Source organism: Pseudomonas sp. LBUM1671, assembly GCF_059695685.1.
This window is the reverse complement of the sequence record NZ_CP166782.1, coordinates 3,975,446-3,996,856: the sequence shown is the minus strand read 5'-3', so window position 1 is coordinate 3,996,856 and position 21,411 is coordinate 3,975,446. Positions and strand designations below refer to the sequence as shown.

20 protein-coding genes and 1 pseudogene are annotated in these 21,411 nt (G+C 59.6%); 18 read left to right on the top strand and 3 right to left on the bottom strand.

Annotated features, from left to right (window positions below; genetic code table 11):
• The first annotated feature begins 61 nt into the window (after positions 1-61).
• From ACA060_RS18335 to ACA060_RS18255, 17 genes are all read left to right on the top strand, one after another.
• Positions 62-1,252 carry a serine hydrolase domain-containing protein gene (locus tag ACA060_RS18335; protein ID WP_497312292.1) on the top strand — a complete coding sequence of 397 codons (1,191 nt, stop codon included), beginning with the start codon at positions 62-64 and terminating at the stop codon, positions 1,250-1,252.
• A gap of 224 nt (positions 1,253-1,476) precedes the next feature.
• A complete protein-coding gene (locus ACA060_RS18330; protein WP_497312290.1) occupies positions 1,477-2,640 on the top strand; it encodes an acyltransferase family protein in 1,164 nt (387 codons plus the stop codon).
• 55 nt (positions 2,641-2,695) lie between these two features.
• Positions 2,696-3,874 (top strand): efflux RND transporter periplasmic adaptor subunit, encoded by a 1,179-nt coding sequence (locus tag ACA060_RS18325; RefSeq protein WP_497312288.1) that lies wholly within the window; start codon positions 2,696-2,698, stop codon positions 3,872-3,874.
• Entirely contained in the window at positions 3,871-7,056 is a 3,186-nt protein-coding gene (locus ACA060_RS18320) for an efflux RND transporter permease subunit (RefSeq protein WP_497312286.1), read from the top strand. The genes ACA060_RS18325 and ACA060_RS18320 overlap by 4 nt, the downstream gene beginning before the upstream one ends.
• Positions 7,057-7,135: 79 nt before the next feature.
• Positions 7,136-8,137, top strand: coding sequence for a zinc-dependent alcohol dehydrogenase family protein (locus ACA060_RS18315; protein WP_497312284.1), 1,002 nt, complete (start codon positions 7,136-7,138; stop codon positions 8,135-8,137).
• The gene (locus ACA060_RS18310; RefSeq protein WP_497312282.1) at positions 8,134-9,318 is read left to right on the top strand and encodes an MFS transporter; all 1,185 of its coding nucleotides are present in this window, start codon (positions 8,134-8,136) and stop codon (positions 9,316-9,318) included. The genes ACA060_RS18315 and ACA060_RS18310 overlap by 4 nt, the downstream gene beginning before the upstream one ends.
• A gap of 218 nt (positions 9,319-9,536) precedes the next feature.
• Entirely contained in the window at positions 9,537-10,403 is an 867-nt protein-coding gene (locus ACA060_RS18305; protein ID WP_218277762.1) for a LysR family transcriptional regulator, read from the top strand.
• A gap of 457 nt (positions 10,404-10,860) precedes the next feature.
• Positions 10,861-11,889, top strand: coding sequence for a hydroxymethylglutaryl-CoA lyase-like TIM-barrel protein (locus ACA060_RS18300; protein ID WP_497312280.1), 1,029 nt, complete (start codon positions 10,861-10,863; stop codon positions 11,887-11,889).
• Positions 11,889-13,094 (top strand): isocitrate/isopropylmalate dehydrogenase family protein, encoded by a 1,206-nt coding sequence (locus tag ACA060_RS18295; protein WP_497312278.1) that lies wholly within the window; start codon positions 11,889-11,891, stop codon positions 13,092-13,094. The genes ACA060_RS18300 and ACA060_RS18295 overlap by 1 nt, the downstream gene beginning before the upstream one ends.
• Positions 13,091-13,795 carry an RraA family protein gene (locus ACA060_RS18290; protein ID WP_109633042.1) on the top strand — a complete coding sequence of 235 codons (705 nt, stop codon included), beginning with the start codon at positions 13,091-13,093 and terminating at the stop codon, positions 13,793-13,795. The genes ACA060_RS18295 and ACA060_RS18290 overlap by 4 nt, the downstream gene beginning before the upstream one ends.
• 71 nt (positions 13,796-13,866) lie before the next feature.
• The gene (locus ACA060_RS18285) at positions 13,867-15,036 is read left to right on the top strand and encodes an LLM class flavin-dependent oxidoreductase (protein WP_109633040.1); all 1,170 of its coding nucleotides are present in this window, start codon (positions 13,867-13,869) and stop codon (positions 15,034-15,036) included.
• Positions 15,033-15,563, top strand: coding sequence for a flavin reductase family protein (locus ACA060_RS18280; RefSeq protein WP_497312275.1), 531 nt, complete (start codon positions 15,033-15,035; stop codon positions 15,561-15,563). The genes ACA060_RS18285 and ACA060_RS18280 overlap by 4 nt, the downstream gene beginning before the upstream one ends.
• A gap of 41 nt (positions 15,564-15,604) precedes the next feature.
• On the top strand, positions 15,605-15,976 hold the full coding sequence (locus tag ACA060_RS18275) for an antibiotic biosynthesis monooxygenase (protein WP_109633036.1): 372 nt from the start codon (positions 15,605-15,607) through the stop codon (positions 15,974-15,976).
• Between the two features lie 83 nt (positions 15,977-16,059).
• On the top strand, positions 16,060-17,034 hold the full coding sequence (locus ACA060_RS18270) for an NAD(P)H-dependent flavin oxidoreductase (RefSeq protein ID WP_109633034.1): 975 nt from the start codon (positions 16,060-16,062) through the stop codon (positions 17,032-17,034).
• Positions 17,035-17,070: 36 nt separating this feature from the next.
• Positions 17,071-17,847, top strand: a complete 777-nt coding sequence (locus tag ACA060_RS18265; protein WP_109633033.1) for an alpha/beta fold hydrolase — start codon at positions 17,071-17,073, stop codon at positions 17,845-17,847.
• Positions 17,844-18,719: a DUF6282 family protein gene (locus ACA060_RS18260; RefSeq protein WP_109633031.1), complete on the top strand. Its 876-nt coding sequence runs from the start codon at positions 17,844-17,846 to the stop codon at positions 18,717-18,719. Before ACA060_RS18265 ends, ACA060_RS18260 begins: the two co-directional genes overlap by 4 nt.
• 533 nt (positions 18,720-19,252) lie before the next feature.
• Positions 19,253-19,459: a hypothetical protein gene (locus tag ACA060_RS18255; RefSeq protein WP_109636152.1), complete on the top strand. Its 207-nt coding sequence runs from the start codon at positions 19,253-19,255 to the stop codon at positions 19,457-19,459.
• A 21-nt stretch (positions 19,460-19,480) separates the two neighbouring features.
• Here the strand turns inward: ACA060_RS18255 and ACA060_RS18250 are convergent, their stop codons facing one another.
• The 3 genes from ACA060_RS18250 to ACA060_RS18240 form a co-directional block, all read right to left on the bottom strand.
• Positions 19,481-19,753 (bottom strand): hypothetical protein, encoded by a 273-nt coding sequence (locus tag ACA060_RS18250; protein ID WP_497312272.1) that lies wholly within the window; start codon positions 19,751-19,753, stop codon positions 19,481-19,483.
• A gap of 113 nt (positions 19,754-19,866) precedes the next feature.
• Complete coding sequence (locus ACA060_RS18245; protein ID WP_497312270.1) at positions 19,867-20,574, bottom strand: metallophosphoesterase; 708 nt, start codon at positions 20,572-20,574, stop codon at positions 19,867-19,869.
• A gap of 163 nt (positions 20,575-20,737) precedes the next feature.
• Positions 20,738-20,941: a hypothetical protein gene (locus ACA060_RS18240; RefSeq protein ID WP_497312268.1), complete on the bottom strand. Its 204-nt coding sequence runs from the start codon at positions 20,939-20,941 to the stop codon at positions 20,738-20,740.
• Between the two features lie 261 nt (positions 20,942-21,202).
• Between ACA060_RS18240 and ACA060_RS18235 the strand changes: the two are divergent.
• A pseudogene (locus ACA060_RS18235) lies at positions 21,203-21,409 on the top strand (ABC transporter substrate-binding protein); the annotation flags it as partial.
• Between the last annotated feature and the right edge of the window lie 2 nt (positions 21,410-21,411).

Here is a 21,411-nt window from a genome sequence, read left to right as displayed (position 1 = left end):
GACAACGGCCCCCTCTACCATCGAGACATCGACTTATTCATCCAACTATTCAGGTCCGCCAATGTCAGTCAACGAACCGCTTCGCTCATTACAGTCTCTACGCTCGTTTGAACTCGTCGAGCTGGCTTCGCGCATCGACGCGGTGCTGGAGCAGACCTTGCACGATCAGCGCCTGGTAGGCGCAGTGGTGCTGGTGGCTCACCGCGGCAAGCTCATTTACCAGCGCGCGGCCGGATTGGCCGACCGTGAGGCGCAGTTGCCGATGCGCGAGGATGCCTTGTTTCGGCTGTCTTCGGTATCCAAGCCGATTGTTTCGGTGGCTGCACTGGCGCTGATCGATCAGGGCAAACTCAACCTGGATGACGACATCACCCGCTGGCTGCCTTACTTCAAGCCGACCCTGAGTGACGGCCAGCCAGCGACGATCACGGTGCGTCAGTTGCTGAGCCATACCGCCGGCCTCACTTATGGTTTTCTGGAAAGCGATCAGGGTGGTCCTTATCGTGATGCCGGTGTGTCCGATGGCATGGAGCGCAGCAACGTGACGCTGGAAGAAAACCTGCGCAGCCTCAGTCACGCGCCCTTGCTGTACAAACCTGGCAGTTCGTGGGGCTATTCAATTGCGACCGATGTCCTGGGCGGCGTGATTGCTGCAGTCACCGGCACCTCGCTGGCCGCTGCAATCGAGGCATTGATCGCCAAGCCACTGGGCTTGCGCGATGTCGGTTTCGGTGTGTCCGACGCCAGCCGCCTGACCCCGGCGTACCTGAACGATCAACCACAGCCGCGGCGCATGAAAGAGCTGGAAGTGGTGCCGGTTTTCGAAGGCACCGCCGGCATCAAGCTGGAGCCGAGCCGGGCCCTGGACCCACAGGCTTTCAACTCCGGTGGTTCGGGCTTGATCGGCAGCGCTGGTGAGTTCCTCCATCTGCTCGAAACCCTGCGCAAAGGCGGCGCGCCGTTGTTACCTAAAGCGCTGGTCGATGAAATGACCACCAACCAGACCGGCGAGCTCGAACTGGAAAACTGGCCCGGTCGCGGCTTCGGCCTGGGCTTTACCGTGCTCAAGGACCCGGCCGCCGCCCAGACGGTCGAGTCGGTCGGTAGTTGGCGATTGGGTGGTGCCTATGGACACTCCTGGTTCGTCGACCCGGCCGAGCAATTGACGGTCGTCGCCTTCACCAATACAGCCTTCGAAGGCATGTTCGGGCAATTTACCGTCGACCTGTGCAACGCCGTTTACGGGGAATGACCTTCGCGCCGGTCCCAGCCCGGGGACCGGCCGCAAGCACAAAAAAGCAGCGTTCCGCCGCTAAAAATGTCTGCATCTAGCCGTACCCCTGGGGTCAACGGACCCTCGCAACATTGCCTGCAATGCTCGCAACGCCGCTGAGATTGTCGTGAGATTTTTTTACAGGGAGCACGCCTGCACACGCAGGTGTTTTGGGGCGTGCCATGACTATTTGGGGATCGGAAATGAAAAACGCAGAGTTCTATCATTCGCATTTCCACAGCAAGCTCGACTCACTCACCGGGATCCGTTTTCTGGCGGCGGCGATGGTGTTCATGTTTCACGCCTCGCTGACCCGGATCATCGGTTTCAACCCCTATGCCGACACCAATGTGATCGATGCCTTTCAACGGATCTTCAGCGGTGGTGGCTGGCTCGGGGTGTCGTTCTTTTTTGTGCTCAGTGGCTTCGTGATCACTTGGTCGGCTCGCAAAGGCGACAGCGTGACAGGCTTCTGGAAACGCCGTTTGTTGAAAATCTACCCTAACCATATCGCCACCTGGGTGTTGGCGATGGCGCTGTTTGCGGTGCCTGCCGCCAGCGTGGCGATCTGGTTGCCCAACCTGTTGCTGGTGCATTCCTGGATTCCACGGATGGACACCTTCCTCAGCGTCAACGGGCCGTCCTGGTCGCTGTGCTGCGAGTTGTTCTTCTATTTGCTGTTTCCGCTGGCACTCAAGCTGATCTGGAAAATTTCCGAGGAACGCCTGTGGCACTGGGCCTGGGCGATGGTCGCCGGCCTGGCCCTGACGCAAGTGGCGATACGTTTGCTGGCACCTGCCACGCCGTTTATCAATGAGTACCCGATTTCCCTGAGCCAATGGTGGTGGTCTTACTACTTCCCGCCCGCGCGCATGTTCGAGTTCGTGCTGGGCATGCTCATGGCCCGCATTCTCATGGCTGGGCGCTGGATCGAATTGAGCGTGCCCTGGGCTTTCGCGCTGATGGTCGGCGGTTACCTGGCGGCCATGTGGGTGCCGTTCCAGTACAGCCTGAACCTGGTAACGCTGGTGCCGATTGCAGCGCTGATCACGGCGATTGCCGCCAGTGACCTGCAGGATCGCAAGGGGTTGCTCAACAGTCGCTGGATGGTCTGGCTGGGCGAAATCTCCTTTGGTTTCTACATGATCCATCTGCTGATCATGACCTGCGCGACACAACTGCTCGGCGGCCGACTGTTCGATAACTGGACGGCCACGTTGATCGTCGCGGCCAACTTTGCGCTCTCCATCTTCGGTGGTTGGCTGTTGTTCAACTTTATCGAGCGACCGGTCATGCAGCGCTGGGGGCGAACCGGGAAAGCCAAGGCGCTGGGCAGCAGCCTGGGCACCCCCGAAACCGCACCTTGATCCATCCTCGACAGATTGCTTCGACACACGTCGCTTAATAACAGGGAAGTTGTTTATGGACTCGATCCGACCCAAACGTTCGGGCAGTGCGCTCATGCTCCGCGCCAGTCTTGCTTGCGCTATCGTCGTTGCCCTGGTGATCGTGCTACGCGGGGAACCGTCCACTATCGCCAAGGCCAGCGTCGCGCCAGCGGCCGCCGAAGTCGATGTGGCCATGGCGCTGTCCAGGCCAGTGACCGACTGGCAGAACTATTCCGGACGTCTGGAGGCGGTCGAAAAAGTAGTCATCCGGCCGTTGGTGTCCGGGACGATTGTTGCTGTGCATTTCAAGGATGGCGCGATCGTCAAGGAAGGCGACTTGCTCTTCGAAATCGACGCCAGGCCGTATACCGCCCGGGTCGAACAGGCCCAGGCCAGTCTGGCGGCGGCGAAGTCGCGAAGTCTGTACACCGCCACCGATCTGGGCCGGGCCCAACGGCTGATCAACTCCAATGCCATCGCCATGCGCGATCTGGACGAGAAACAGAACGCCGCCAGCGAAGCACAAGCCAATGTCCGGCAGGCCCAGGCGATACTCGACAGTTCCCGGTTGGATTTGGCCCACACTCGCATCACGGCGCCGGTCAGCGGACGCATGTCCCGTGCCCTGGTGACCGCGGGCAATATCGTCAGCGCCGGTGAAAATGCCGCGCCGTTGAGCACCCTGGTATCGCTCTCGCCGATCTATGCCGCTTTCGACGTCGATGAGCAAACGTTCCTGCGCTACCTCAATCACGGCAGTGCTAAGGGCAGTGAAGTGCCGGTCATGCTCGGGCTGTCCAATGAAACGGACTATTCGCGCGGGGGCAAACTGGCATCGATGGACAATCAGCTCGACGTGCAGTCGGCTACGCTGCGGGTGCGCGCCAGTTTCGACAATGCCGACGGCCTGCTCAGGCCCGGCATGCTGGCCCGGATCAAACTCGGCGGCGGCCCGCCGCGTCAGGCCGTGCTGATCGACGACAGCGCAATCGGCACGGACCAGGACAAGAAGTTTGTGTTGGTGGTGACCGCTAATGATCAGGTTGAGTATCGGCGCATCAGCCCCGGCAACCTGGTGGGCGACTTGCGAATCATCGATTCCGGCCTGCAAGCCGGCGAGCGGGTGGTGATCAATGGCCTGCATCGGGCGCGGCCGGGCGATACCGTCAGACCCTTGCTCGCCCAACACGTCGATGCGAGGGAAGGGCAATGAACTTTTCGCGCTTCTTCATTGACCGCCCCATCTTCGCCGGAGCCCTTTCGACCCTGATTTTGCTGGCCGGGATCATCTCGCTGTTTCGCTTGCCGGTCTCGGAATACCCCGATGTGGTCCCGCCGCTGATCGTGGTCAACGCCCAGTACCCCGGCGCCAACCCGGCGGTGGTGGCGCAGACTGTCGCGGCGCCGCTGGAGGAGCAGATCAACGGCGTCGAGGACATGCTGTACATGCAGTCCCAGGCCAACAGCGATGGCAACCTCACGCTCAGTGTCACGTTCAAGGTCGGTACCGATCCGGACAAGGCCCAGCAGTTGGTGCAAAACCGTGTCTCGCAAGCCTTGCCGCGTCTGCCGGAAGACGTGCGGCGGCTGGGGGTGGTGACGATGAAGTCATCGTCGACCCAGACCCTGGCGATTCACCTGGTCTCGCCCGATGACCAGTACAACGCCACCTACCTGCGCAACTACGGCATTCTCAACATCAAGAACCAGTTGGAGCGCATCCCGGGCGTCGGTGAAGTGCGGATCTGGGGCGGCGGCGACTATGCGATGCGCATCTGGCTCGACCCGCAAAAAGTAGCTCAGCGCGGTTTGAGCGCCAACGATGTGGTGGCGGCGATCCGTGAGCAAAACGTGCAGGTCGCGGCCGGCGTCATCGGCGGTCAGCCCATGCGTACGGACGTGGCCCAACAGCTGTCGGTCAACACTCAGGGTCGGCTGAAAACGGAAAAGGAATTCGGCGACATCATCCTCAAGAGTTTGCCGGGCGGGGCGGTGACTTTCTTGCGCGACGTTGCCCGTGTCGAACTGGCGGCGTCGGACTACGGTTTGCGCTCACTGGTCGACGGCAAGCCTGTCGTGGGTTTCGGCGTGTTCCAGATGGCCGGCGGTAACGCCCTGGCAATTTCCGATCAGGCGCGCGACATCATGCGCCAGGCCAAGCAAGACATGCCGGCCGGGGTCGACTACACGATTGTGTTCGACCCGACCCAGTTTGTCCGCTCGAGCATTCTGGCGGTGATCCAGACCCTGCTCGAATCGACGCTGTTGGTCGTGCTGGTGGTCATCCTGTTCCTGCAAACCTGGCGCGCCTCGATCATTCCGCTGCTGGCGATGCCGGTGTCGATCATCGGCACGCTCTCACTGATGCTCGCGTGTGGTTTTTCGATCAATGCCCTGTCGTTGTTCGGCATGGTTCTGGCCATTGGTATCGTCGTCGACGATGCGATCGTGGTGGTCGAGAACGTCGAGCGCAACATTGCTCGCGGCCTGAGTCCCAAGGATGCCTCCTACAAGGCGATGGAGGAAGTCAGCAAGCCCATCATCGCCATCACCCTGACGCTGGCGAGTGTGTTTGTACCCCTGGCGTTCATGCCCGGGCTGACCGGACAGTTTTATCAGCAGTTCGCATTGACCATCGCCATCTCCACCATCATTTCGGCGTTCAACTCCCTGACCTTGTCACCGGCGCTTTGTGCACTGTTGCTCAAGTCCCACGACGCACCGCGAGATCGCCTCAGTCGGGCTATCGATCGGTTGTTGGGGCCATTGTTTAGCCGTTTCAACCGACTCTCGGCGCGGGGCGAGCAGGCCTACGGCAGCAATCTGGGCCGGGTGATTCAGCGCAAAGGCATGACCCTGGGCTTTTACGCACTGTTGCTGGGGTTCACGGCCTGGCTTGGCCATTCGTTGCCTGGTGGTTTTGTGCCGGCCCAGGACAAAGAGTTTCTGGTCGGCCTGGCGCAACTGCCCAATGGCGCCTCGCTGGAGCGCACCGAGCAAGTCATCCAGCGCATGAACGACATCGCCCTCAAGCAACCTGGCGTGGCCCACACCCTGGAGTTTCCGGGCATGTCGGTCAACGGCCTGATGAACTCATCGAGTGCCGGCATCATCTTCGTGATCCTCGAACCGTTCGCCAACCGGCATGGTTCGGACATGAGTGCCGGGGCCATCGCCTCGGCGCTGAACCAGCAGTTTTCCACGATCAAGGAAGCTTTTACCGGGGTGTTCCCGCCGCCTCCGGTGTTGGGGTTGGGTACTTTGGGCGGGTTCAAGTTGCAGTTCGAAGATCGTGGCGCGCTGGGGTTTGAAAAACTTGATGAAGCGGTTCGCGCCTTCCTCAAGCAAGCCGCGCTGGCACCTGAGCTGGGGCCAAGCTTTTCCAGCTACCAGATCGATGTGCCGCAATTGAAGGTCGATCTTGACCGGGTCAAGGCCAAGCAGTCGCAGGTTGCCATGACCGATGTCTTCGATACGTTACAGATCTATCTGGGCTCCTTGTATGTCAACGACTTCAACTTGCTGGGCCGGGTCTATCAGGTCCGGGTGCAAGCCGATGCGCCGTTCCGCGCCCACGCCGATGACATCGGGCAACTGAAGACCCGCAATGCCGACGGCAACATGGTTCCACTGGCCAGCCTGGTGGAGGTACAACCCACCTATGGGCCGGAAATGGTCGTGCGCTACAACGGCTACACCGCCGCCGACCTGAATGGCGGCCCCGCGCCGGGTTATTCATCTGGTCAGGCCCAGGCCGCGGTGGAGCGAATCGCGGCCGAGACGCTGCCCAAGGGCATCAAGTTCGAATGGACCGAGTTGACCTACCAGCAAATCATTTCCGGCGACTCCACGTTGTGGATCCTGCTGATTTGCATGCTGCTGGTGTATTTGGTGCTGGCCGCCCTCTATGAAAGTCTGCTGCTGCCGGTTGTCATCTTGCTCATCGTGCCCATGAGCATCATGTCGGCGCTGCTCGGGGTGTGGCTGACCCAGGGCGATAACAACATCTTTACCCAGATCGGCCTGATGGTGCTGGTGGGGCTGGCCAGCAAGAACGCGATTCTGATTGTCGAGTTCGCCCGTGAGCTCGAACAGCAGGGACACAGTATCGTGCGCGCTGCCATTGAAGCCAGTCAGTTGCGTTTGCGCCCGATTCTGATGACCTCGATCGCTTTCATCATGGGGGTCGTACCCCTCGTGCTCTCTACCGGTGCCGGTGCCGAAATGCGTCACGCCATGGGCGTCGCGGTGTTCTTCGGCATGCTCGGGGTGACCTTGTTCGGCCTGTTATTCACCCCGGTGTTCTATGTCGCGCTGCGGCTGCTTGCGACACGGCGATCACGCTCGGTGGCGGACGACTTTGCGCCATCGGTTGCGGACATAACTGTCCGCTAAGAATGGAACAGCAGCTTGTTTTTCAGTATTCGCACTCACTTTACAGTTACCGCCAATCAACGAAACAAGGAGACAGTCAATGACGCGCGTCGTGCGGTTTAGCCAATATGGTGGTCCGGAAGTGCTCAGGATCGATGACATCGACGTGCCTGAACCGGGGCCTGATGAAGTACGGATCACCGTCAAAGCGATTGGTCTGAACCGGGCAGAATCCATGTTCCGCTCCGGCCAGTATCTGGAAGAGGCACAGTTTCCTTCCCGTCTCGGGTATGAAGCGGCGGGTATCGTCGAGGCCGTCGGCGCACGCGCCGGCCAGTTTACGGTCGGTGACATCGTCAGCCTGATTCCTCCGGCCTCCATTGCGCAGTGGGGCACCTATGCCGAACTGGCCGTCGTGCCGGCGGCGATGCTGGTCAAGCATCCCGCCACCCTGTCATTCGCTGAAGCCTCGGCGGTATGGATGCAGTACATCACGGCGTGGGGCGCGTTGATTCATGTCGCGGCATTGCAGCCCGGCGAATTCGTTCTGATTACGGCTGCCTCAAGCAGTGTCGGCCTGGCGGCGATTCAGATTGCCAATCAGGTTGGCGCCATCCCGATCGCCGTCAGCCGCACTCTGGCCAAGCGCGAGCAGTTGCTGTCTGCCGGCGCCGCGCATGTGGTGGCCAGCGAGTCGGCGGATTTCAATCAACAGATTGAACGGTTCACTGCGGGCAAGGGCGCCCGGGTGATCTTCGATCCGGTGGGTGGGCCGTTTCTGGAGCATTTGGTCGACGTTGCCGCTACTGGCGGGATCGTTCTCGTGTATGGCGCTCTGAGCCCCGAGCCCGCGCCTTTCCCGCTGTTCAAGGTGCTGGGCAAAAGCCTGGCGTTGCGCGGCTATCTGCTGCACGAAATCACCTCCCGGCCAGCCTTGCTTGAGGCCGCCAAGGCGTATGTCATCGCCGGTCTGGAGGAGGGGACGTTGCGTCCGGTCATAGCCAAAACCTTCGACTTTGAACAGATCGTTGCCGCCCATCAGTATCTGGAAGCGGGCGAGCAGTTCGGCAAAGTCGTGGTCACGCTGGAGTCCGACTCATGAAAATGCTCCATCCGATCTACTTTCTCGCACTAGGCCTGTTTGGCGTTTACACCATTGAGTTTGGTGTAGTCGGGATTCTTCCGGTAATTATCGAGCGCTTCGCGATCAGTGCGTCCCAGGCCGGTCTGTTGGTGGGGCTGTTCGCGCTGATCATTGCGGTCTTCGGCCCGATCATGGTGTTGCTATTGTCGCGCTTCAATCGCAAGAAGATCCTGACGATTGCGTTGTTCATTTTTGCCGGCACCAGCGTGCTGTCGGCCTACGCACCCAACTTTGAATCGCTGATGGTGCTGCGCATCATCCCGGCGCTGTTTCACCCCGTGTACTTTTCCCTGGCCTTTGTCGCGGCGGTTTCACTGTACCCACCGCAGGAGTCTACCCGCGCCGCCGCCAAAGCCTTTGTCGGCACCAGCATGGGCATGGTGCTGGGGGTGCCGTTGACGACGCTGATCGCGGCGCAGTTCTCCTATGAAGCCTCGTTTCTGTTCTGCGCCGTGGTCAACTGCATTGCTGGCCTCGGGATCATTGCCCGGCTGCCGGACGCGCCCGACAAAACCCGCATTTCCTATAAAGAGCAACTGGCCATTCTGCGCAAGTTCCCGCTCTGGCTGAACATTACCGCCTCGACTTTGATTTTTGCCGCGATGTTTTCCGTGTACAGCTACTCCGCCGAGTACCTGGCCAAGGAAGCGGGCATGAGCGCGCAGATGATCAGCATCCTGCTGGTGATCTTCGGTATTGGCGGCGTCGCGGGCAATCTGTATGCCGGCAAACTGATCGGGCAGAACATGGTTCGGACAACCATCCTGCACCCGATCCTGCTGGCCGGTGCCTATGGGCTGTTGTACCTGTTCGCCGGCCCGTCACTGATGACCATGCTGGTAATCGTGGTGATCTGGGGCGCGACCCATACCAGTGGGCTGATCGTCACGCAAATATGGCTGACCTCCGAAGCGCCGGAAGCGCCGGAGTTCGCCACGGGCATTTACATCTCGTTCATCAATCTGGGCGTGACCATCGGGTCGACAACTGGCGGATGGTTCCTGGCACGCATGGGCTTGCAGGGCACCCTTTACAGTGGTTTTCTATTTGCCGCGTTGGCCGTATTGGTCATCGTGGTCAAAGTCCTGTTTTTCAGTGCCGAGCCGCGCAAGGGAGGAGCGCAGATCGCCGCAGACTGAGTTGAACGATGCATCGTAGCCCGCACGGATGGGGGTTGTATTTTCGTCAGTGCGTGGCCGCCATCGAATGTTTTTCCCAAACAAGGATCTCCAGGAAGGAAGCCTTTGGGTCGACCGCCTGGATTGTCATTCCATTGAGAATCGATCGAGGCCACATGAACTCGTTACCTGTACACAATGCTTCTTGCAACTGGCCCGTGGGTCTGGAATCGCGCGACATGAGCAAGTTCGACTGGGAGAACTTGCGCCATTACGTCACCTTCGCCCGCACGCAGTCGCTCAGCAGCGCGGCGAGGGAGCTGGGCGTGGAACATGCCACCGTCGCGCGACGGATCGCGGCGCTGGAATCATCACTGAACCTCAAACTTGTCGACCGACGCAAACGCAACTATGAAATGACGCCGTTTGGTCATCGCATCGCCGAAATTGCCGGGCGAATGCAGAAAGACGCCAAGGCGATTTCCAAGGTGGCGCTTTCGGTGCAAACGGAAATGGTCGCCGACCTCTCGGTCAGTGCGCCGCCCCTGCTGACCTCCGAGTTCATTGCCCCGCACCTGGGACGCTTGCGTCGTGAACACCCCTCGATCAACGTCAGCCTGCTGATGCAGGACGATATCGGCACCCTGTGTAACCCCGAACCGGACCTGATGATTCGTTTGTGCCGTCCGACCCAGATGGACCTGGTGGCGCGCAAGATCGGCACTGTGTCGTTTGGGCTTTACGGCAGCGAGCATTATCTGACAGAGCACACCAGCGAACAGTACGAGTACATCATCTATGACGACAGCATGGAACACTCCCGACAACAGGTGTGGCTGCGCGAGGTAGCTGCGGAGCGCCCTGTGGTATTGCGCGCCAGGAGCCTTGAAGTCCAGGCCTCGGCAGCACGTGCCGGTGTCGGTATCGCGCTGTTGCCCAATTTTTATGGCCTGAAAGACCCGGCGCTGGAAAAGGCCCAGTTCCATAATTCGGATCTGATGATCGATATCTGGCTGGTGGTGCATGAAGATTTACGCAAGGAAGCCCCTATTCGTTCGCTAATGGACTTCCTGGTCAGTTGTTTTCCGACTGAGCATTATTTCTGAGACGTTTTTTTGAGAGGGGGTAGTTCACTATTGAATTAACACAAGGTGAATTTTTTAACCCCCTAGGGTGAATACGGGGAGTTTACAAACAAGCGGGCAGATTCCAGTATCAGTCCAAGAATAAGAAACACGCTTCCTTCGACGATTGAAAACCTGTGCCAGGGTTTTCAAGAGTCCATCTCACCGGACACGGCGCGCGCCTCTCCGATTGCGGACACCCCCATAATAAAAAAACAGCCATGATTCCATTTGCCCATTGAACATGTTCGATGGCGGCATCTGACGCTGAAAAAACATGTTTGACTTTTGTATTCGGCCTTCGCGGCCCTCGACTCATGCCTCGTAAAAACCTGTCAGGAGTATTCCTGTATTACGGCCTCGTTACTACTGGATAAAACCGGAGCGTACTTGCGTGCGTGTCCAGAGTTTTAAGAGAACCCACAGAAGGAATTGGATCATGAGCAAAGTAAAAATTATTGATGTAACGCTCCGTGATGGTGGTTATCGTAATAATTTTGAGTTCAGTGCCGATTATGCCGCCAATGCAGTTGGGCACTTGACTGATGTAGGCGTAGTTCACGCTGAAGTGGGCTATTGCAATGGTTCTTTCATTCGCAAAAAAGAACATGGCCTGAGCAGTTCGGTCAACCCGGAATATCTGGATTCATTACGCCGCGCCGCACACGGCCAACTAGGGCTGTGTGTCATGGTTCACCCGCGTAATGTGGTCAGCGAAGACTTTGAAATGCTGGCCGAACATGGCGTCGGAATGATTCGGGTATGCCTGCGTGCCGATCAACTTGAACAAGGGCTGGACACCATCAAGTTGGCCAAGTCATTCAACTTTCTGGCCAGTGCCAACATCACCCATATCACCACGCAAACGCCGGGTGCTGTAACCGACATTGCGTTGCGTGCGGAGGGGGCTGGGGCCGATATCATTTATTTTGCCGACTCCAACGGCAACATGATTCCCGATGATGTCGAACTGCTGATCAGCCGGATCTCCAGAAGAGTGCATGCGCCGTTGGGCTTTCATGCGCACAACAATCTTTCCCTGGCACTTTCCAACTCCATCGCTGCCATCGATGCCGGCGCCGAATACATCGATACCTCGATTTGCGGCATGGGCAAAGGGGCGGGCAACTTGCACCTGGGCATGTTCATCGCCTATCTGGAACGCATTGGCAGTGCCAATGGCTATGACCTGGTCAAGGCGCTGCAATTGTCCGAATACACCGCTGAAAGTGTGCCTCTGAGCAGTCTGCCAGCCCCGCTCATGGACGTGATGCTGGGCGCTTACAACCTGCCGTTCGATGTGTCGCAACGGCTGGAGGACACCATGTCCCGGTTGCAGATCAACTCGACATTCCAGGCGCTCAGAGCGATGCACGAACAGGACCTGTTTGCGCGGCACGCTGCACGGCCGACGGTGATTTCCCGAGCCAGTTTCCCTGTTCGCCTTTCCGCGGAAGGAAAAATGTGATGACGGCACTTCATTCATCGGCGTTGCCGGGCCAGCCGGCGCGTCATCGAGTTTGTGTGCTGCCCGGCGACGGCGTCGGGGTGGAAGTGGTCGAGGCAGTCCTGCCGATTTTCGAGGCACTGGCGTTGCCCATCGACCTGGATTTCGGCCAAATCGGCTGGGAGTGCTGGCGAACCGGCGGTGACCCGGTGCCAGCCGAGACCTGGGTAAAAATCGCCGCCGCCGACGCCACGTTGCTCGGCGCCATCACCAGCAAAGCTTTACAGGAAGCCGAGGCCGAGCTGCCGGAGCACTTGCGCAACACCTCGCGGGTTTACGTCTCGCCGGTGATTCAGCTGCGTCAGCGTCTGAGTCTGTACGCCAATGTGCGGCCAGTCACCGATGTCCTGGGTGAAGGCCGGTTTCGCTTCACTGTGATCCGCGAAAACACCGAAGGGCTCTACGCCGGGCTGGACTTTGCCGCGATACCCGCCGAGTTCGAACCGGTGCTCAAGGCGCGGGAACTGGCTGGGGCGCCCTGGCACCGCGACTCGCCTGAGGATGCAACGATGACGGTGCGATTGCAGACCCGGGCCGGTTTGACCCGACTGTTTCGCTACGCCTTCGACTACGCCCGCAAGCACGGCTACCCGCGTGTGACCCTGGCGGACAAGCCCAACGTGTTGCGTTACAGCGGCGCGTTTGCCAAGGGCATCCTCGAAAGCGTTGCCACGGACTACCCGGACATCGCCTACAACATCGACAACGTGGACGCCGTCGCCCTGTGGATGATTCGTCGTCCGGAGCGCTTTGGCGTGATCGTCGCGGAGAACATGTTCGGCGACATCCTTTCTGATCTCGGTGCCGGGGTGATGGGCGGCCTCGGTTTCGCACCCAGCGCGAACATTGGTGATGCCGGGGCCTACTTCGAACCGGTACACGGCAGCGCCCCGGCGCATGTCGGCCAGAACAAGGCCAACCCCAGCGCGATGTTTCTGTCTCTGGCATTGCTGCTCGAACACCTGGGCTACCACGCCCAGGCACTGGCCATCGAGCAGGCGGTGGCGCAGGTGGTCAAGCATGACTGCCAGACCTACGACAGCGGTGGTCAGGCAACCACCCGGCAATGCGCCGAGGCCATCATCGAAAGAAGCGTGCTCAACCTATCTCCACTCAACCCGCAAACCGAAAACGGCCGGGCTTTGCCCGCAAGGAGCCATGCATGAGCCACCTTTCACTCTCGGTGCAACAACGCGCCCTGTTGGAGCAATGCGCTGCTCTGGATACGGCGTCACTGAGTGATGCCCTCGACAGCCTCGGCATTGATGCCGGGTTGCAAGGTATCGCCCAACAAGTCCCGGGCACCCGTTGTTCAGGCTTTGCCTTCACCGTGCTCTACGAGCCGGTCAACCAGAACGACGGGTTCAAGAACGCCGCCAACTACATAGACGACGTCCCCCCGGGCTCCGTGGTGGTATCCAGCAATGCCGGGCGCCTGGACGCTACCGTTTGGGGCGACATCCTCACCCACGTGGCCTTGAGCCGGAACATTCGCGGCACGGTGATCGACGGTGCTGCCCGCGACATCGACACCGTGACCCGACTCGGTTACCCGCTGTTCAGCCGTGGTCGGTTCATGCAATCGGGAAAGAACCGCGTGCAACTCAAGGCCACCCAGGTGCCGGTGCAGATTGGTGCGGTGACGGTCAATCCGGGGGATTTGATTGTCGGCGATGGCAGCGGCTGCCTGGTGATCCCCATCGACAAGGCCGAGGAAGTCATCAAGCGCGCCCAGTCGGTGGAAAAGACCGAGCGCGACATCATCGAGTCGGTGGCGCAAGGCCTGTCGCTGGCCGAGGCGCGACGCCTGCACCGCTATGACCAACCGTGGCTTGCAGCTGAGGCCAAGACCCCGAGCGCCGCCTGAGCGGCCTACCTGCGTGCGATGAAGAGGCGTCAGGCGAAACGGCACATGACGCTCACTAAAGGAGAAGAGAGATGACTTCGAACCATTTGGTAAAGACCAATCCGATGCGCAGCAGCACCAACAAAATCAAGCTGGGGGTGTTCGCGCTCAATATCGAAGGGGGTTGCACCCTGACCACCGTCCCGGAGCGCTTAAACGCCAGCGACTGGAGTGGCAACCTGGAAATCGCCAAAAAAGCCGACAAGGCCGGCCTTGAGTTGCTGCTGCCAGTAGGGCGCTGGCGCGGCTGGGGTGGCGCGAGCGACCCGATGGGCGTGTCTTTCGAAACCTACACCTGGGCCGCGGGGCTGGCGTCGGTGACCGAACAGATCGCCCTGTTTACCACCTCGCACCTATCGACCGTGCACCCGTTGTTCGCGGCCAAGCAGGCCGCGACCATCGACCATATCAGCGGTGGCCGCTTCGGTCTGAACATGATCTGCGGGTGGTACGGTAAAGAAATGGGCATGTTCAACGGCGGCGTGCAGCTGGAACATGACCGGCGCTACGACCATGCCGATGAGTGGCTGAACGTCGCCCGGATGGCCTGGAACGAGCCGGCCAATTTCGACTTCAAGGGCGACTTCTTCAACATTGCCCAAGGTTTCGCCCAACCCAAACCGCTCAACCAGCCGTTCCTGATGAATGCCGGTGGTTCCGAGCGCGGTCGCCGGTTTTGTGCCGAGCATTGCGACGCCGCGTTCCTGATCCTCAAGCACGAAGATGACGACGACACCATTCGCGCGCAGATCAAGGCCTACCGCGACCTGGCGCGCCTGGAGTATGGCCGCGAGATCCAGATCTGGGTCTACTCCTATGTCGTGCAGAAAGACACGCTGGAGGAAGCCGAGAAGTACCTCGACTACTACGTGAATCAGCATGGCGATGAAGTCGCACTGGATAACGTCACGTCGGAGATTGGTATCCAGAGCGGGATGTTCGCCAGCACCGAAGACGCCGAGCGCTTCCGCTTCCACTTCAAGGCCGGTTTCGCCGGGGTGCCATTGGTGGGCACCGCCGAAATGATCGCCGAGCAGTTCCAGCGTTACAGCGACTTGGGCATTGACGGTATCTGCCTGACTTGGCTCGACTACAAAAGTGGCCTCGACGAGTTTCTCGAAGATGTCTTGCCACGCATGGAAGACGCCGGTCTGCGCCAGCCCCACAACAGCGCTCGGCGGATCATTGGAGCGGTGGCATGAGCGCCCGAAGCGCTTTGGCGCTGGCCGTCGAACCGTTGGATCCGGAGCCGGCCGAGGACTTCAAGCGGGCCATGCGGCGCCTGACCAGCACGGTTTCGATCATCGCCACCGGCGTTGGCGATGCACGTAGCGGCATGGTCGCCACGGCGGTCAGCTCATTGTGTACCGATCCGCCTTCGCTGCTGATCTGCATCAACCGCTCGGCCAGTCTGTGTGAGCCGTTGCTGACCAATCAACGGTTCAGCGTGAATCTGCTCGATGCGGCGCAAAGCCAACTGGTCGGCGTATTTGCCGGCCAGCTTAAGGGACATGCGCGTTTCGAACATGGTGACTGGGCAGCGTTCGACGACTTGCCGTATCTGCCTGACGCGCAAGCCACGCTGTTTTGCAGCGTGGATGCCCGACTGACCTACGCCACCCACGAGGTGATTGTCGGTCGGGTCGAGCGCTCACTGGTCACCGAACGCATTTCACCGCTGCTCTGGCAGGACGGTAAACCGGCACAGTCTTGCGCGCTGACTCACTGAGTCGCGACAACTTTTTATCCTACGTTTGCCAGGAGGCAACCATGAACAACCTGACTAAATTCGAAGCACCGACACCCGACGAGAGCGATGCGATTTTTCTGGTTAACGTCGTGCATGTCTTCGAAGGCCAACAGGACGCCGCCCTCGATGTACTGCGCTCGGCAGTGAGCTACGTGGCGCAGGCTTATCCGTCGTTCCAGTGGAGCCGCCTGTTCAAAAGCATCGACGGCAAGACGGTGATCAACCAGGCGCAATGGAGCAGCAAAGAAGAGTTCGACTCGCTGTTTTCCGATGAGCAATTCCTGAGCCGCTACAACCGATTGAAAGAGACCGGTACCTGGGAGTTCCACTTGTACAAGGTCAACGATTACATCCCGGCAGCCTACGCCCCGGTAGCCGCGGCGCTCGTTTAAGCGAGGTGCAGGCCCGCGCACGTTGCGCGTCGCGGGCTTGCCGCTCGGCGAATTCTTTTATCGGTACATCAAGGAGATACACCGTGAGCAATTTCGACTCTGCGCTGACTCGACTGCTTAAAACCGCCAACCCGGTGGTCCTGGCGCCCATGGGCGGTGCTGCCGGCGGACGACTGGCCGCTGCGGTTTCACGGGCCGGCGGGCTCGGTCTGGTGGGCGCCAGCTATGGCGATCCGGACTGGATGAAAACCGAACTGGAGCTGATGAAAGACGTCAAGGAACCTTGGGGCGTTGGCTTGGTGATGTTCACCGTGGCCAAGCGCTTCGAACTGCTGGAGCTGGCCCTGTCTTATCGGCCCAGCGTGGTCGCCTTGTCGTTTGGCGATGCCCGGCCTTTTATCGCTCCGATCAAGCAGAGCGGGGCGCTGGCCATCGTTCAGGTGCATGACGTCGATCAGGCGCTGGCGGCCCTGGAGGCCGGTGCCGATGCGCTGATCGTGCAAGGCGCCGAAGCCGGCGGGCACAGTCTGCGACGGGCATCGTTTCCATTGATCCCGGCCGTGCGCGATGCGGTGGGCGACGACGTGGTACTGATCGCCGCCGGCGGTATTGCCGATGGCCGAGGTCTGGCCGCTGCCCTGTTGCTTGGCGCCGATGGGGTGATGATGGGCACGCGGTTTCTGGCCAGTGAAGAGGCGCTGCCATCCAACAAACTCAAGCAACGGCTGGTCCGGGCCACCGCTGGCGATACCGTGCGCACTCGCGCGTTTGACCTTGTGCGGGGTATTGAGTGGCCAGAGCAGTACAGCGGTCGAGCGCTGGCCAACGACTTCACTGCCCGCTGGCTGGGTTTCGAGCACGAACTGGTGAAGGCCCCGGCCAGTGTCGGCGAGGACTACGCCCAGGCGCTGCGCGAAGACAACACGCAAGTCCGCGCGATCTGGGCGGGAGAAGTCGCCGACCTGGTCAATGATGTCTTGCCCGCTGCCACCATCGTCGAACAGACCTTGCGCGGCGCGGAACAGGCCCTGCGTGGCGCCCGCAAACTGTTTGATTGACGCGATCTGCGCGTGTTCTTCTGGAAAGGAATCGATATGAACAGCAATGCCCCCGTACATGTGCAGTTTGGTCTGGGCCCGGAACTGGTCGTGGTGATGTCGCCGGTCATGCCCGCCTGGGACCAGGGACAGTTTTTTGCTCCATTGACCCAGTCGCTGGTCGACAAAGGCTATCGGGTCATCATCTTTGACACGCTCTCGCTACTGGCCGAAGAGCAGGAGGATTTTGTCAGCTTCACCCAGCGCTGGGCCGCGGTGCTCGAGCCGCTTGGGCCCATTGCCCTGATCGCCGGTTCGGCGCTGGGCGGGGCAGTGGTTCAGGGGTTGCTCGCTACCACCGTGGGCCAGCAAGTGGCGCGGGCGTTGCTGATCTCTTCACCGACCAAGGCCGACAAAGTCCTGGATCGCCGACTGGGGACGATGGCCGAGCTGGCCAGCGCCGGTGATGTCGACACCGCGCTGATGCTGCTCGATCAATGGGTGCTGCCGGCTCATGTGAAGCCGCCAGTGCGCCAACCCGATGCGCTGGCGAGCGCCGACGAACAGGCCGGGCGACGTCTGGATCAAGGCTTTCGTTTGTTGAGCGAACTCAACGTGGAGTCTCAAGTGGCGGCCTGGCCGGGGCGCCTGTTGAGCATCTTCGGCGCGGACTCCCAATTGGTCAGGGCCACCAATGTCAGCTTCAAGACCTCCGCGCAGCATCTGGCCGTCAGCGTTCCCGGTGCCGGGATGCGACCGTTGCTCGATGACCTTGCGCGAGTGCGCGCCAGTGTGCGAGCACACCTGGGAATCGATCTGGAGGCTCATGCATGAGTGCTTCGACCGCCGCCGCCCCGGCCTCCCGCGCACGCTTTATTGATGTTCATTACCACGCCGGCCCTGATGCATATTTGCGTCGCCATAGCGCGCTGCAGGCCGGTCACCATTACCAGGCGCTGGACGGTTGGGTGGTGCTCAAAAATCACCTGGGCTGCACCGCCGCCCAAGCCTGGGAGGCCCGCGAGCAAGGACTGCCGGTGTCCGGTTCAATCGTGCTCAATGAAATCGCCGGCGGCCTTGATTGGCGGGTGGTTGAACGTTCGCTGTGCCAGCACGGTGCCGTCGACCTGCGTTTTGTCGTGCACCTGCCCACCGTGACCGGCCGTTCGCATACCAGTCGGCTGGCCCGCTCACTCAGTCACTCAATCCTGACTGAGCGACCGATCAAACCGCTGACCGTCAGCGATAGCAGCGGTCAGCTGAACCTCGCCACGCTGGAGCTGCTGCGCATGAGCCGCGACTATCCGGTGGTGATCTCCACCGGACATGCCAACCGCGAAGAGGTTCTGCGTCTGGTGGAAGCGGCCGATCGACTGCAAGTGCCACGCCTGATGCTCAACCAGCCCGCCAACCCACTGACTGGCCTGAACGCGCAAGACCTTCTGGACTTGGGCAGCCTGCCTTCTCTGTACATCGAGCAGACCGCACTGACCTACCTGCTCGGCTATCAGAGCAAGGAAGACTTTTCCAAAGTGCTGCGCGACGTACCCCGAGTGATCTACAGTTCGGACTTGGGCCAAACCAGCCAGCCAGACATCCGTCCGTGGTTGGAGATGAGCGGGCAATGGTTCAAGGAATTTGAGATGAGTGCCGAGCGAGTCGAATCGATCATCCGTAGTTGTCCGTTGGAGATGCTCAGTCATTGATGGTTGGGGAGGGGGATTGTTGAAGTCATGCTGAAAACCTGATCAGAGCCGAGCTCTCGCCCGGACCTTCTCGGACGCGCTCGGCCGTATTATTGGTTATCGGGCTTCCAGATTTCTACATCGGCGCCGGACTCAAATGGAATTGAAGATATGCACACCTCACATTGCGAATCTCTTGCTGGCGACGTTTCTCTTGGGTTGTAGCAGTGCCCCAAAGGAAAAGACTGAATGTGAGAAGCAGGTCGATGCGGTGCCAATGCCCACAACCGAGGCTGACCGCCTGGAGCAGTGCAAGAACCTCAGCAACCTGTATCTTTTCGAGTTGCTGGGCTCTGGCGATTCGATGGGGGTTTCGTCACTGTTTCAGTCTCGGGAGCCTTCGAGGGCCATAGCCCTCTACCAGCGTATGATCGCGATAAGCTGCACCAGAGCGGAAAGACAACCGTGGCTGGCGTTATAGCCTCAACGGATCAGATCAATGTATTCCAGTGGCCGATACGCTTGAGCTGGCAATTGAAGCAAAGGGTTACTCAATGTTGAAAAAACAGCCGGAAAACAAAGCAGCGACTGCTGCTGAAATCGAGCGCTCCATCCAGGCCCTGAACAAAATGGCAGAACGCCTTTGGGGTGAAGGCCGGGAAGTTGAGGCGAAAGCCCTCCTCGATGCCTTGAATTCGCTAAACCGGGCACTGGACCGAATCAGGATTGGCGAAAGTCGCAGGGTTGCGACGCTCCATTAATACGGACCAGGGGCTCACCGGTTACTGCTTCGGCTTTGTTTGCTCATCGCCCGAGCCACTCGAGCTAGCCGCATCTTTTTCGATCTCCTGCGACTCCGCACCAGAATTAGACCCCGCAGCTTCCTCACCCTTTTTGTCCGCCTTTTCCTTGTTGGACTCGCCCCCCTGGTTAAGCCCCGGAAGAGCACTTGGTGGAATAGTGGCGTCCTCCGTCACCGTCTCGGCCGCGAGCGTGTAAAGCGAGCAGGCCGACAGGAGGCCAGCGAGTGTAATAGCGGCAATTTTGCTGTTCATGGTTTGCGCCTGCCGTGCGAGTGGATGTATGCATTTGAAGTGCGCGGACGGTGAACGTGCTGACGCCAGGACGAGCGGTACAAGGGCGCGACACCTGAACTGACAAAAAAACGTCAAGCCGCAGCTTCGAGCGTATCGAGATCCAAAAGGGTGAAATAGCCTGCATCCGGCTTCCAGCCAGCCGTGTCGATATGCATCACATTGCCAAGCCTGACCGGTTTACGTATTGGCGTATGCCCGACAATCAGCGCACGCAATCCCTCAACGCCCTGCGTTTCTTTCTGCTCGAGCCGGTTTCGTGACCACATGCAACGGTTCTGCACCTGCAACAGGCGCTGGCTGCTCTCTGGCAATTCCAGTTCACCGACCAACTGCCCCCATGATGGAAACGGACAATCGGCATGCACGATCCCAATCAGGCCTTGTGCTGTTTCGACTTCAATTGCGATAGGCAACTCGGCAAACTTCGTGGCGAACTCTTTCTTCTCGGACAGCGACAGGCCCGTAAACCATAAGCCGCCGTTGAAGATCCAGCTATCGACGTCACAGGTATCGAAGTGAACCACATAGTCGTCGTGGTTGCCGCACACGGGGTGGAACCACGGCTTGTCCAGCCAATCGAGCGCGTCACAGCACTCGGGCCCGCGGTCTATAAGGTCGCCAACGCTGAACAGGCGATCAACCGAGGGGTTGAACCTGGCTGCATCCAGAGCAGCCTGCAACCGAGTGAAGTGGCCATGTATGTCGCCGACGGCAAAATCTTGGCCAACCGTGTTTGCGGCGAAGCGCTTAACCCGCGTCACCTCTGATATTTCGAACATGACCCTGCCTCATCCGCCAATCGCCGGCGAGCTCGTGGTCAGTTGAGTTTAGGCCGCGCCGTCGCAAATCGTGGGCAAGGTTTAGTGACAGGACGTCGGGTTGATGAAAAGGAATCAAAGAAAAACCCGGCATTGCGCCGGGTTTTTATCATCAGGCGCAGTGTTAGTAGCCGGCCACTTGGGCGAGGTGGCTGTCCTGCACCACGGTGATGAAGTGCAGTGGAACGTGCGGTTGCTCATCACTGGTGCGGATTTCGACACTACCGACGATTTGAAGGTGTCGCTCACTCAGCCCGGTCGACTCTTCTGCCTTTGCCATAGCCATTTTTCTCGCGTGGTTCGCTGCGATTTCATTAAGAGTTGACACGTTACATCTCCGGGGGGACTGACCAAGCATTGATTAGATTGCTGCCGCGTCAGAATTACGTCGTTCTGGGGCTGCCAAGGAACGGCTTGTGCAATCGCTAAGCCAGACAGGGTCGCCTTTTGTGCGCCGGATTTCATAGGCGACGAATGGTTGCCGCGGAGTTCTTGGCTGGTCCAGACATGGATGCGCACATACACCACGCCACGCCACGCCACGCCATCGCCAAGCTCTGATGAGCCCGTTCGAAAATCAACATCTGGGCAGACCTATATCCGCGTGGAGCAATCGAAACTATCCTTGCCATTGGTAGAGAAAATTGTCGCAGACCCCGAAATCGACTTTACCGTGGTGCCACAGCGCACCTTTATCAACGCCGAGCAGCTGCAAGCGCTAGGCGTGCTGAAAAACAAGGCTGACAGCTGGAAAGATTACTTCTTTGAGGAAGCACATGGCGGTGCAGGCAGTTGAGA